Here is a 12044-nt window from a genome sequence, read left to right on the forward strand (position 1 = left end):
AGATGAGGACGACTGACCCCGTGGTCGGCATCGTGATGGGTTCGGACTCGGACTGGCCGGTGATGCAGGCAGCTGCCGAAGCGTTGGAGGAGTTCGAGGTCGCCTATGAAGCCGACGTCGTCTCGGCGCACCGGATGCCCGACCGGATGCTGGCGTACGGTCGCGAGGCCGCGGATCGCGGGCTGCGGGCGATCATCGCGGGCGCCGGTGGTGCTGCTCACCTGCCGGGGATGTTGGCCGCGGTGACACCCCTGCCGGTGATCGGGGTGCCGGTGCCGCTCAAGCACCTCGACGGGATGGACTCCCTGCTCTCGATCGTGCAGATGCCCGCAGGGGTTCCCGTGGCCACCGTCTCGATCGGCAATGCGCGCAACGCCGGGTTGCTGGCCGTACGCATCCTGGCCGCGGCCGAGGCGGACCTGCGAGCCCGGATGGTCTCGTTCCAAGACGACCTGCGCCTGGCCGCGGAGGCCAAGGGCAGCGTCGTGCGCGGCGAGTGAGGTTCCGTAGGATCCGAGCATGAGTGACTTCCCGATGTATGCGCTGTCCGAGGAACACCAGGCGATCCGGGAGGCCGTTCGCGATCTGTGCGACGCCAAGGTCGCCCCCTACGCGGCCGTGGTGGACGAAGAGGCGCGCTACCCGCACGAAGCCGCGGCTGCCCTGTTGGCGGCCGACTTCCATGCTCCGCACGTGCCCGAGGAGTACGGCGGTGCCGGCGCGGACGCTCTGGCCACGTGCCTGGTGATCGAGGAGGTCGCGCGTGCCTGCGTGTCGTCCTCGCTGATCCCGGCGGTGAACAAACTCGGCTCGCTGCCCGTGCAGATCGCGGGATCGGAAGACCTCAAGAAGAAGTACCTCACCAAGCTCGCTGCCGGCGAGGGCGGTTTCTCGTACTGCCTCTCCGAGCCGGACGCCGGCTCGGACGCGGGCGGGATGAAGTGCACCGCCGTACGCGATGGCGACGACTGGGTCCTCAACGGCGTGAAGCGCTGGATCACCAACGCGGGGGAGTCGGAGTACTACACCGTGATGGCGGTGACCGACCCCGAGAAGAAGACTCGCGGCGGCATCAGCGCGTTCGTGGTCGAGAAATCCGACGACGGCGTCTCGTTCGGGGCGCCCGAGAAGAAGCTCGGCATCAAGGGCTCGCCGACCAAGGAGGTCTACCTCGACAACGTCCGGATCCCCGGTGACCGGATCATCGGCGAGGTCGGCTCTGGGTTCGCGACCGCGATGAAGACCCTCGACCACACCCGCGTCACCATCGCGGCCCAAGCCGTCGGTGTTGCTCAGGGCGCGCTGGACTACGCGCTCACGTACGCCCAGGAGCGTCAGCAGTTCGGCAAGTCGATCTCCGACTTCCAGGGCCTTCAGTTCCTGCTCGCCGACATGGGCATGAAGGTCGAGGCGGCACGGCAGTTGACGTACGCCGCTGCGGGACGCTCCGAGCGTGGCGACAAGGATCTGACGTTCTTCGGTGCTGCGGCCAAGTGCTTCGCCTCCGACACCGCCATGCAGGTGAGCGTCGACGCGGTCCAGGTGCTCGGCGGCTATGGCTACACCCGCGACTACCCGGTCGAGCGGATGATGCGGGATGCCAAGATCACCCAGATCTACGAAGGCACCAACCAGGTGCAGCGCATCGTGATGGCGCGCCAACTGCTCGCTGGGATTCAGTCGGAGATCTGACGCTCGCTGGCGTAGAGCCGGAAGAGGAAGTACGCCGCCACGGCACACAGCAGGTGCCACACCGCGTGCGCCTGGATCAGGGAGTGCGGGTCACACCAGCCGTGCTGGCCGAGGTTCCAGATCGCGAACGCCGTGAGCATCGAGCCGAGTGCCGCGAAGCCGTACGCCATGCGCCGCCGCGTCGCCCCGCGCCGCCAGCACAGCGTCTCGAAGACCACGGCCGCGATCAGCAGGGCGGCGAAGGCCAGGTTGCCGGCGTACTGCACGACCGGGATCGGCCGCGACCAGAGCCCGGCCACCTCGCACGCGGCGACACAGACGACGAAAGCAGCCGCGAACGCTGTCGGGCCGCGACGCGCCCAGCGAGCCCAGCCGTACGCGGCCGCGAATCCCGCCACCAGGTACATGCTCAGCATGTCGAGGTGTCCGCCCCACGCGCTCTGGGTGGCGTGCATGGCGGCCGAGGCCGGACCGAGCAGCACCACCACGCAGGCGTACGCCGTGGCGAGCGACCGGCTCAGCGTGCCCAGGAACTCGGGGCGTCCGGCCTGCCAGGCCGCCAGCAGCCCGGCGAGCACGAAGCCGACGTTGGACAGGGTGTTGGCGGGCTGCTTGATCAGGCCGTCGCGGGCGGCTTCACAGAAGACGGCGCCCCGGCCGACGTCCGGGCCCAGCCAGCCGTACGTCATCGCCAGCGCGAGCAGCCCGATCGAGAGTGACGCCGTGAGTCCCGCGGCGATCAGTGGACGGTGGTCGGGCATGATCAGAGCATGACAGTGGCAGGTCCTGGAGTGGTCGGCAACAGCGGTCGTTATGAGTTGTCCCGAACCTTGGGTCCACGCCCCGCCGACTTCGTGTTGGCCGGTGAGCCGCTGCCCCTGGCGGGGACCATGCGGGTCTACACCTGCGGCATCACGCCCTACGACGTCACCCACCTGGGACATGCGGCGACCTTCGCCTGGGCTGATCTGCTGCTCACCTTGGCACGTGCCGTCGACCTCAAGACCGTGAGTTGTCGCAACGTCACCGATGTCGACGACGTGCTTACCGAGGCGGCGGAGCGGCACAGCAGGCACTACGACGAGTTCGCGGTCACCCAGGAGTTCCTCTTCGACCGGGACATGCGCGATCTGTCCATCGCACGCCCGGATATCGCCCCACGCGCCCACACCCACGTCAACCAGGTCATCCAACTGACCGAAGCGCTGCTGCGACTCGGGCAGGCGTACGAAGTCGGTGGCACGGTGTTCTTCACCGCTCCCGCCTCCTTGTCGCACGGTGGCCTGGAGGAGGCTCAGGCGTTGGCGGCGCTGCGCGAATTCGGCGACGAGATCGAAGGGCGTCGCACGCCGTGGGACGTCGCCTTGTGGCGCCCGTCCGGCGAGGACCATCCGGCCTGGCCGAGCCCGTGGGGTTGGGGCCGCCCGGCCTGGCACGTCGAATGTGCCGCGATGGCCGCCACCGTCTTCGGCTCGGGAGTCGACGTGCTCGTCGGAGGCGCCGACCTGGCGTTCCCGCACCATGCCTATCAGGCCGCGATGGTAGAGGCGCTCAGCGGCGCCGCACCGTTCGCCCGGCGCCAGGTGCACGTCGGGACGGTGTGTGTGGACGGGGCGAAGATGGCCAAGTCCACCGGCAACCTGGTCCTGGTCCGCGACCTGCTCGCCCAGCACAGCGCGGCAGCCGTACGCCTGCTGCTGCTCGATCGCCGGTGGTCCGAGCCGTGGACCTATGAGGTCTCGATGCTCGACGAAGCCGCAGATCGGCTGGAGCGTCTGCGGGTCTCCGCGGGACGTCGCGGCTCGGAGGCGGGGCGCGACGAGGTGATCGCCGCACTCCTGGCCGACCTCGACGTGCCGCGTGCTCTCGATGTGGCAGAGGAGTCCGGCGGCCCCGCCGCCCGCGCCGCCCTCGACCTGTTGAAGTTGTAGCTCAGCCCGCGATTTGTCCGCTAAGCCCCCGGTTCTCCGGTGGTTGAGCGGACAGGGGTCCGCTCAACCCCAGCCGAGGCGCGCAAGAACTCGGCCACCTCGCCCCCCGTCGGCGCCGTGGCCGGGCCGCGCCGGGTCACCTTGATCGCCGCCGCGGCGTTGGCCCGTCGACACGCCTCGACCCAGTCGCGACCGGCGGCGATCTCGGCCATCAAGGCGCCGGTGTGGGTGTCGCCCGCGCCGTTGGTGTCCACGGGTTCTTGTGGGAAGCCGGGCACCAGGGTCGTACGTCCTGACACCGTCACCGCGCAGCCGAGCGGGCCGTCGCGCACGAGGGTGATCGCGTCGCCGCGCAACAGCGGAGCGATCGCCGACGCGGGATCGGCCATCGTGTCGGCGTCGGCGGGCAGGGGAGCGCCGAGTGCGGCCAGCAGGTCGGCGGCCTCCTCGGCGTTGCTGGTCCAGATGTCGGTATGCCCCAACATCGTCGACCGCACCTGCGCAGGCAGGCCGGCGAAGGCCGCGCCCGGATCCAGCACCACGACGACTTCAGGAGCCAAGGTCGCAAGCCAAGCCAGCAACGGGTCGCGGGTCGATTGCAAGGCCAGCGAATAGCCCGTGACGCACACCAGATCGCCCGGTGACGGCGCCGAGGCGGACAGCGACGACACGCTGATCTCGCGCTCGGCCCCCAACTCGGTGACGAACGTACGCTCCGCCGACGGCTCGACCAGCACCAGGCAGGCGGCGGTGTCGCGAGACACGATCGGTGCGGCTGAGGCGGAGATCCCCTCGCCGGCCAGCGCCGAGCGGATCAGATCGCCATTGGGTCCGGTGCCGTGCGCGCCCGCGAGCACACATGATGCACCGAACCGCGCTGCCGCCACGAGCACGTTGACCGACCCTCCGGCATAGCGAGTCGAGGAGGTGGCCATCACGTTCTGTCCGCGCCGCGGCAGCGCGGGCACTTCGAGGACGACGTCGACCAGGGCCTGGCCGGTGTGGATGACTCGGGTCACCCGAGCACCTCCGCGCTGGTCGCGAGGGTGATCTGTGGCGGATAGAGCGCCATCACGTCCAGCGCCGCCCGGTGATTCTGCGGCGTCGAACCCGCGCAGGCATCGGTCACCACGGTCAAGGTGGCGCCCGCGTCCGCCGCGGCCAAGGCAGTCGAGATGACGCAGCAATCCGTGGACACGCCGGTCACCACCAGGCGCGGCGTGGCTCCCGTGAGCGTTGCCAGCGCCGGACCCCACTTGCCGAAGGTCGTCGCGGTGAACACCTGGGCGTCGAGCTCGGCCAACTCGGGCACGATGTCGAACTTCGGGTCGTCCGAGGCAACGTCGGCCATCGGCCAGGCCACCAGATAGGGCCCCCACGAACCCATCGGCTCGTCGGGCGCCACCCACCGCGTCACGATCACCCGACCTGCGAATCGCTGCGCGAGTCGGCGTACGGGCGCCACGATGTCGGCGAACATCGGCGACCCCCACTCGCTGTCGGGGGAGGCGAAGATGTGTTGCGGGTCGATCACGAGGAGCCAGGCGTCCTCGAACTGGTCGCTCATGGGAGCAGTGTGGCAGCGAGAGGGCTACTGGCGGGCGCGCCCCGTCGGCGTGCAACTAGACCCAGGGATCGACGACCCCTCCCGCAACGCGGTGAGCAGCGGTTTGGCCCGTTCGGCGTCCATCACGAGCCGGTTGGGGTCGCTGGGTGCTGGCAGATTGGGCAGCGTGCAGGTCTTGCGGCCACCGGCCATTGCCAGCGCGAAGCGCCCCAGGGCGTACGGCCCCATCTCGTCGTCGATCCGGATCGAGTCACCGGCAGCCTGGTTGATCCGCACGTAGCGCCACGGGTTGACGAACGTCATCGGCGACTTGGCCTTGCCGCCGAGCGCCCCGATCACCTCACGCTGCCGCGCGACTCGGTCGAGGTCACTCAATGCGGTGACGTGACGCGAACGCGAGTACGCCAACGCGGTCATCCCGTCGACCTCCTGGCACCCCTTCTTGATGTCGAGGCGCGCCATCGGGTCTTTCATATCGATCTTGGGACAGATCTCCACGCCACCAAGGGCATCGACGGTGTTGATCACCGAACCGAAGCCAAGCTCGACCGCATGATCGATGTGCAGCCCGGTCAACTTCTCCACCGTGGCCACCAGCAACGGGGCGCCGCCGCGGGCAAAGGCCGAGTTGATCATCCCGGTCCCGTGATCGGGGATCTCGGCGAGCGTGTCGCGGGGAATCGACATCATCGTGTCGTCGCCGGCCCCGGTATGCAGCACGATGATCGTGTCGGTGTTGGTGCCACCTCGTGGACCGGTCTTCAGCGCCTTGCGCTGGGCCGGGCTGAGGTCGTCGGCCTTGTCCGAGCCGATGATCAGATAGTTGGTTCCGGCCGTGTCGCCGGGCCGGTCGCCGGATGGGGCCGCGTCGACGGAGTCGATCTTCGACCACGTCCACAGCGGCACCGCGAGCAAGAACACCAGCCACAGCACGAGCAGCCACACCAGCCAACGCAGGCGCGGTCGACGACGTGGCGCTCGCGGTGGCCGGGCGCTGTCGCGAGGTGGCGCGGGCGGGGGAGCGAAGGGTCGCTGTTCGCCTCGGGACACGGTCGGCATCACCTTCGTCTCGGGCGCCCGGTCACGAGGCGGTGGCATCGACCGCGCTCGATCGTGGGCCGTCGGGATGGCTCGCGTACGGTCGTCGGCCCCGGCCGAGCCTGCCGCGGAGGGCCGCTCGCCATAGAGCCACTCGTACTCCGCGCTGCCCTCCTCGGGGGCGCCGGACCCGGATCCCCGAGGGCGGTCTGTCATGGTCCGAAACGCTACCGTGCCGAGGGTGACCGAACCCGAAGCGCGGCCCGTCTCGTTCTCCCGCGTGTCCCTGGCGGACATGACCCATCCGTCCCAGGCCAACCTGCTCGGCAACCTGCACGGCGGCGAGATCATGAAGTTGGCCGACTCCACGGCCGGCGCGGTGGCCAATCGGCACAGCGGTGGTCCGGCGGTCACCGCCGCGATGGACGAGATGGTCTTCCTCGAACCCGTCCACGTCGGCGACATCGTCCGCACCTATGGGCAGGTGAATTGGGCCGGCCGCTCGTCGATGGAGATCGGCGTACGAGTCGAGGCGCAGCCGTGGGGCAATGCGGCGGATCAGCCGGTGCACGTGGCGTCGGCATATTTCGTGTTCGTGGCAATCGACGATCACGGGGCGTCGCGTCGTGTGCCGGCATTGCTGATCGAGTCAGATGAGGACGCGCGTCGCCAGCGTGAGGCCGAGATCCGCCGGGCCAACCGCCTGGCGCGCAAGACCGAGATCGACGCTGGGCGCAGTTGATCGCACCGGTCCGGCGCGTCATCGCGGCTGTGACGGGTGTGACTGGTGATACTTGCGGAGCCCACTCTCGTCTCCTTCCCCAGCCAAGAGAGGCATGCATCGTGTCGACCGCTCCTTCCCTCACGGTCGCCGAACGCGCCAGTCGCGTACGGTTCCGCCGTGCGATGTCGCTGATGGTGCTCACCTTGTTCCTGCCCGGCTCGGCGCAGATGATCGCCGGCAACCGGCGGGTCGGGTGGGTCGCCCTGCGAATCTGGGGCGCTGTGGTCGGGCTGGGCCTGATCGCAGCGGTGATGTCGCTGGCTGATCACGAGACCGGCTTCACGCTGCTGGCCAACACCAGCCTGCTGCTCTTCGTACGCCTGCTGCTGATGGTCGGCGCCATCGCCTGGGTGGCGCTCTTCATGGACGCGTGGCGGCTGGGCCAGCCGCTCGCGCTGCAGCAGCGCCAGCGCCTGGCGATCGTCGGGGTCAACGGCTTCCTGAGTCTCACCACCGCCGCGGTGATGCTCTTCGGTGCCCACGTCGTCGGCGTCCAACGCGACTTCCTGATCACGATGTTCGGTGACGGCGCTTCGAGTGCTGCCCACCACGGCCGCTACAACGTGCTCCTCATGGGCGGCGACTCCGGCGCCGACCGCTGGGGGATGCGGCCCGACTCGATGACCGTCGCCTCAATCGATGCCGAGACCGGCCGCACCGTGCTGATCAGCCTGCCGCGCAACATGCAGAACTTCCCATTCCGAGCGGGCTCGGTGATGGACAAGCAGTTCCCCGAAGGATTCAACCTCGAGGGGCAGTACCTCAACGGCGTCTCGACGTGGGCACAAGACCACACGACGTTGTTCAAGCACTCCGAGCGCGCCGGTGTCGACGCCACCGTGTCGGCGGTCGAGGGCATCACCGGACTCAAGATGAACTACTGGGCGATGGTGAACCTCGGCGGTTTCCGTGAACTGGTCGATGCGGTCGGCGGGGTGGAGTTGAACGTACGCCAGCCGATCCCCGTCGGCCTGCCCACCGACTCCTACTTCCACTACATCGACCCCGGCACCCGCAAGCTCACCGGCCAGGAGACGTTGTGGTTCGCCCGAGCCCGCTACGATTCTGACGATTACAGCCGGATGGCCCGGCAGAAGTGCGTGATGTCGGCGATGCTCAACCAGGTCAGTCCGCAGTCGGCCCTGACCAACTTCCAGGCCATCGCCAACGCGTCATCGGAGATGGTCTCGACCAGCGTTCCGGGCTCGGACGTGGGTCGGCTGATGGCGCTGGCCGTCAAGGCCAAGGGCCAGCCGATCACGACACTCTCCCTGGTGCCCCCGATGATCAACACCGCGCAACCCGACATCGCGTTGGTCCAGCGCAAGGTCAAGGAGTCGATCGCGCGCGCAGAAGGCACTCTGAAGGCGCCGGTCTCCAGGAAGTCGAAGCGTGCGAAGCAGCAGTCCGTTACCGGTGGTTCGGTCGGAACCCTCAAGGACGGGTACGCCGCCAACGAGTCGGACGACCTTGCCGCGAGCTGCTGACCAGAGGCTGGCCCTAGGCTGACATCGTGCCCGCACCCGAGTCCGCCCGCGTCATCGCCGTGGTGGTCACGTTCAATCGCCTCGCCTTGCTCTCGCGCCTGGTCGAGCGACTGCGCGGCCTGGGTCGCCTCGATGCGATCTTGGTGATCGACAACGCCTCGACCGACGGGACCGGCGGCTGGCTGGAGACGCACTCCGCGAGGGCGGGTGTACCCCTGCGGCACCGCAGTCTGCCCACCAATCGGGGTGGTGCCGGAGGCTTCCACGACGGCCTGGCCTGGGCACTGGACGAGGGCGCCGACCTCGTCTGGCTGATGGACGACGACGGGCTTCCGGACGAGGACTGCCTCACCAGCCTGCTCGCCACCCCCGGATACGACTTCTGGGGTCCCCTCGTGGTGGATCAAGAAGATCCTGACCGCCTGGTGTTTCCGATCCGGCTGCCCGGAGGCACCCGGACGGTGCGCAGTCTGGCCGAGGTACGCGCCGCTGCGAGCGGCGGCGTCATCAAGGACGTGGTGATCCCCTTCAACGGCGTACTGGTGACCAAGGAACTCGTCGACCGGATCGGACTCCCACGTGAGGAGTTCTTCATCTGGGGCGACGACGTCGAGTTCCTCTGGCGCGCGCAAGAATCCGGGGCACGCTGCGCGACGGTGGTCGACCGCGCGGGTGCTGCACCCCAGCGTGGGCGAACTCGGCACCAAGATGATGCGTGGTCGCACCACCTACAACCACAGCCCCAGCGACCTGAAGCACTACTGCATGGCGCGCAACAACCTGGTGAACCTGCGTGATTACAAAGGGTGGCCCTTCGCGTTGGCGTTCCTGGTGAAGACCGTGTGGTTCTACACGTTCACCCGCCCCGACCTGGGCCGCCTTCGGCTGAGTCTGCGCGCGATGATGGCCGGTGTGCAGGGCGACTTCAGCGGACACGAGAGGTTCCTGTCGTGACCCGCGTCGCGGTGGTCGTGGTCACCTACAACCGCGCCGACCTGCTCGTCGGCATGCTCGACGGGCTCGCCGCCCAGACCAGGCCGGCCGACACGATCGTGGTGGTCGACAACGCCAGCACCGACCACACCCCGGACGTGCTTGCCGCTCGCGATGACCTGCCGCTGCAGGTGATCCGCCTCGACGAGAACACCGGCGGAGCCGGTGGCTTCCACGTGGGCATGCGGACCGCGTACGAGCCAGGCGTACGACCGCTTCTGGCTGATGGACGACGACGTGGTGCCCGCTCCGGACTGCCTGGAGGTGCTGCTGGTCGTACGACGAGCCGGCCCTTATGTGCGTGCGCGAGGACCGCTCCGGCGCACTGGTGGAGAAGGCCGCCCTGCGCTTCGACCTCGCCGACCCGCGCGCCATCAAGCCCAAGACCGCGATGGTGGAGACGACGTACGGCACCCGGTCGGCGATGCCGGAGACGGTGGCGCTGGAGAACGTGGCCTTCGAGGGCTTCATGGTGCGTCGAGACGTGGTGACGCAGGTCGGCCTGCCGGACGCGTCGTTCTTCATCTTCTACGACGACGTCGACTACGCGATCCGGGTCCGCAACGCCGGCTATCGGATCCTTGCGGTGCGCGACGCGGTGCTCGTACGCCAACTCGACTTCAACCAGCAGCACGACCTAGCGGGCTGGAAGGGCTACTACATGTATCGCAATCTGTTCGCGGTGCACTTCCGTTATGGCCAGAACGCCGGGGTCCGCGCCAAGCCGTACGTGATCGCTGCCGGGGTCGTCGCACTCAGCCCGGTGCGCGGTGGACCGGGTGAGGCACGCAACGTGATTCGTGCCGTACGCGCCGCGCGTGGAATGCGGACGCCGCCATCCCCATCCGTAGACTGACTCACTGTGTCGGAGAATGCCTTGTCAGACGCCAATTCCAGCCTGCCGGATCTGCTGATCGTCGGGTCCGGGTTCTTCGGACTCACCATCGCCGAGCGGGCCGCCAACGAACTCGGTCTCAAGGTGCGCATCCTGGAACGCCGCTCGCACCTGGGCGGCAACGCCTACTCCGAGCGCAACCCGGAGACCGGCATCGAGGTGCACAAGTATGGCGCGCACCTGTTCCACACCTCCAACCAGCGCGTCTGGGAGTACGTCAACCGCTTCACCTCCTTCACCGACTACAAGCACCGCGTCTTCGGCAAGTACCAGGGGCAGGTGTATTCGCTGCCGATGAACCTCGGGCTGATCAACCAGTTCTTCGGACACAGCCACACCCCCGACGAGGCGCGCGCGCTGATCGCCGAGCAGTCCTCCGAGATCGCCACCGAGGACGCGACCAACCTCGAGGAGAAGGCGATCTCCCTGATCGGACGCCCGCTCTATGAGGCGTTCATCAAGGGCTACACCGCAAAGCAGTGGCAGACCGACCCGACCGAACTCAGCGCCGACATCATCACGCGGCTGCCGGTGCGCTACACGTTCGAGAACGGCTGGTTCAGCGACACCTACGAGGGCCTCCCGGTCGACGGGTACGCCGCGTGGCTGCAGCGGATGGCCGACCACCCCAACATCGAGGTGCGACTCGACACCGACTTCTTCGACGTGGCCGACGACTACAAGGGCAAGGTCCCGATCGTCTACACCGGCCCGGTCGACGAATACTTCGGACAACTGCGAGGGCCGACTCTCCTGGCGCACCGTCGACCTGGAGGAGAGCGTCGAGGACGTCGACGACTTCCAGGGCACCGGCGTGGTCAACTACAACGACCAGGACGTGCCGTTCACCCGGATCATCGAGTTCAAGCACTTCCACCCCGAGCGCGCCAAGACGCACCTGCCCGGCAAGACCGTGATCGTGCACGAGTACAGCCGCTTCGCGACCGAGGACGACGAGCCGTACTACCCGATCAACACCGCGGACGACCGGGCCAAGTTGTTGAAGTACCGCGACCTGGCCAAGGCCGAACCGATGGTGTTGTTCGGTGGTCGCCTCGGCACGTACAAGTACCTCGACATGCACATGGCCATCGGGTCGGCGCTGTCGAAGTTCGACAACGTGATCAAGCCGCACTTCGAGGACGGCGCAACCGCTGACGAGTGGGGGAGTGGACGAATGAGCGAAGTACAAAACCCCGGCACCGTACGCCGGCTGCTGCAGCGGCAGATCTTCCCGACCGACAAGGACCCGGGCACGTTCCCGCTCTATGCCGACCTGGAGGAGGCCAAGCTCGACGCCGACCGCTACGAAATCGGCGGCAACACGGCGGCCAAGGATCTCAACAACGCCGCGATCCGGCAGTCGACCTCCACGGGGCGCAAACTGCGTCCCGACCAGATCCTCTCGCGCACCGCGCTGAGCGTGCAGCCCGGCCAGATGATCTCGCTGGGCACCTACTTCAACGCGTTCCCGGCCTCCTATTGGCGCCGTCACACGGTGGTGACAGACGTACGCCTCACGCTGCGAGTCAGCGGCTCGGGCACCATGATCGCGATCAACAAGTCGATGGCGCGCGGGCACTCCCAACTCGTCGAGTCGTTCGCCGTCGAGGGCGAGGGAACCGAGACGTTCGAGGCGGACCTCAGCCTCTGGTGA

At 68.0% G+C, this 12044-nt stretch carries 13 protein-coding genes and 2 pseudogenes; 11 read left to right on the forward strand and 4 right to left on the reverse strand.

The genetic code is table 11. From position 1 onward, the window contains the following. Window positions 1–2 precede the first annotated feature (2 nt). Together purE and V9G04_16020 are read left to right on the forward strand one after the other, a co-directional pair. Window positions 3–500, forward strand: coding sequence for a 5-(carboxyamino)imidazole ribonucleotide mutase (gene purE / locus V9G04_16015; protein ID MEI2714750.1), 498 nt, complete (start codon window positions 3–5; stop codon window positions 498–500). A 19-nt stretch (window positions 501–519) separates the two neighbouring features. Then, window positions 520–1692 carry an acyl-CoA dehydrogenase family protein gene (locus V9G04_16020; protein MEI2714751.1) on the forward strand — a complete coding sequence of 391 codons (1173 nt, stop codon included), beginning with the start codon at window positions 520–522 and terminating at the stop codon, window positions 1690–1692. Here V9G04_16020 and V9G04_16025 read toward each other — a convergent pair. After that, window positions 1677–2453, reverse strand: coding sequence for a ceramidase domain-containing protein (locus tag V9G04_16025; GenBank protein MEI2714752.1), 777 nt, complete (start codon window positions 2451–2453; stop codon window positions 1677–1679). The genes V9G04_16020 and V9G04_16025 overlap by 16 nt on opposite strands. Before the next feature lie 9 nt (window positions 2454–2462). Here V9G04_16025 and V9G04_16030 point away from each other — a divergent pair, with 9 nt between their 5' ends. Continuing rightward, window positions 2463–3623, forward strand: coding sequence for a class I tRNA ligase family protein (locus V9G04_16030; protein MEI2714753.1), 1161 nt, complete (start codon window positions 2463–2465; stop codon window positions 3621–3623). 20 nt (window positions 3624–3643) lie between these two features. On the opposite strand, the gene V9G04_16035 is transcribed toward V9G04_16030, so the two are convergent. The 3 genes from V9G04_16035 to V9G04_16045 are packed head-to-tail and all read right to left on the reverse strand — an operon-like array spanning window position 3644 to window position 6444. Further along, window positions 3644–4642 (reverse strand): PfkB family carbohydrate kinase, encoded by a 999-nt coding sequence (locus V9G04_16035; GenBank protein MEI2714754.1) that lies wholly within the window; start codon window positions 4640–4642, stop codon window positions 3644–3646. After that, entirely contained in the window at window positions 4639–5190 is a 552-nt protein-coding gene (locus V9G04_16040; protein ID MEI2714755.1) for an isochorismatase family protein, read from the reverse strand. Before V9G04_16040 ends, V9G04_16035 begins: the two co-directional genes overlap by 4 nt. Window positions 5191–5214: 24 nt before the next feature. Then, window positions 5215–6444 carry an LCP family protein gene (locus tag V9G04_16045; protein MEI2714756.1) on the reverse strand — a complete coding sequence of 410 codons (1230 nt, stop codon included), beginning with the start codon at window positions 6442–6444 and terminating at the stop codon, window positions 5215–5217. A gap of 25 nt (window positions 6445–6469) precedes the next feature. Between V9G04_16045 and V9G04_16050 the strand changes: the two genes are divergently transcribed. The 8 genes and pseudogenes from V9G04_16050 (at window position 6470) to V9G04_16085 (ending at window position 12044) form a co-directional block, all read left to right on the forward strand. Next, the gene (locus V9G04_16050; GenBank protein MEI2714757.1) at window positions 6470–6970 is read left to right on the forward strand and encodes an acyl-CoA thioesterase; all 501 of its coding nucleotides are present in this window, start codon (window positions 6470–6472) and stop codon (window positions 6968–6970) included. Window positions 6971–7071: 101 nt separating this feature from the next. Then, window positions 7072–8499 (forward strand): LCP family protein, encoded by a 1428-nt coding sequence (locus V9G04_16055; GenBank protein MEI2714758.1) that lies wholly within the window; start codon window positions 7072–7074, stop codon window positions 8497–8499. A gap of 26 nt (window positions 8500–8525) precedes the next feature. After that, the gene (locus V9G04_16060; protein MEI2714759.1) at window positions 8526–9296 is read left to right on the forward strand and encodes a glycosyltransferase; all 771 of its coding nucleotides are present in this window, start codon (window positions 8526–8528) and stop codon (window positions 9294–9296) included. Continuing rightward, a complete protein-coding gene (locus V9G04_16065) occupies window positions 9265–9453 on the forward strand; it encodes a hypothetical protein (GenBank protein ID MEI2714760.1) in 189 nt (62 codons plus the stop codon). The genes V9G04_16060 and V9G04_16065 overlap by 32 nt, the downstream gene beginning before the upstream one ends. A gap of 53 nt (window positions 9454–9506) precedes the next feature. Next, a pseudogene (locus V9G04_16070) lies at window positions 9507–9626 on the forward strand (glycosyltransferase). 167 nt (window positions 9627–9793) lie between these two features. Then, window positions 9794–10348 carry a hypothetical protein gene (locus tag V9G04_16075; GenBank protein MEI2714761.1) on the forward strand — a complete coding sequence of 185 codons (555 nt, stop codon included), beginning with the start codon at window positions 9794–9796 and terminating at the stop codon, window positions 10346–10348. A 21-nt stretch (window positions 10349–10369) separates the two neighbouring features. Continuing rightward, window positions 10370–11568 (forward strand): annotated as a pseudogene (gene glf, locus V9G04_16080) (UDP-galactopyranose mutase). After that, window positions 11565–12044, forward strand: coding sequence for a hypothetical protein (locus V9G04_16085; protein MEI2714762.1), 480 nt, complete (start codon window positions 11565–11567; stop codon window positions 12042–12044). Before glf ends, V9G04_16085 begins: the two are co-directional and overlap by 4 nt.

Origin of the sequence: Nocardioides sp. (assembly GCA_037045645.1) — a bacterium.
GTDB lineage: Bacteria > Actinomycetota > Actinomycetes > Propionibacteriales > Nocardioidaceae > Nocardioides.

Bases quoted from the DNA above. Each gene is read 5' to 3' on its own strand.
- purE (MEI2714750.1), top strand. From the start codon at position 3: ATGAGGACGACTGACCCCGTGGTCGGCATCGTGATGGGTTCGGACTCG.
- V9G04_16020 (MEI2714751.1), top strand. From the start codon at position 520: ATGAGTGACTTCCCGATGTATGCGCTGTCCGAGGAACACCAGGCGATC.
- V9G04_16025 (MEI2714752.1), bottom strand. From the start codon at position 2,453: ATGCCCGACCACCGTCCACTGATCGCCGCGGGACTCACGGCGTCACTC.
- V9G04_16030 (MEI2714753.1), top strand. From the start codon at position 2,463: ATGACAGTGGCAGGTCCTGGAGTGGTCGGCAACAGCGGTCGTTATGAG.
- V9G04_16040 (MEI2714755.1), bottom strand. From the start codon at position 5,190: ATGAGCGACCAGTTCGAGGACGCCTGGCTCCTCGTGATCGACCCGCAA.
- V9G04_16045 (MEI2714756.1), bottom strand. From the start codon at position 6,444: ATGACAGACCGCCCTCGGGGATCCGGGTCCGGCGCCCCCGAGGAGGGC.
- V9G04_16065 (MEI2714760.1), top strand. From the start codon at position 9,265: ATGGCGCGCAACAACCTGGTGAACCTGCGTGATTACAAAGGGTGGCCC.
- V9G04_16085 (MEI2714762.1), top strand. From the start codon at position 11,565: ATGAGCGAAGTACAAAACCCCGGCACCGTACGCCGGCTGCTGCAGCGG.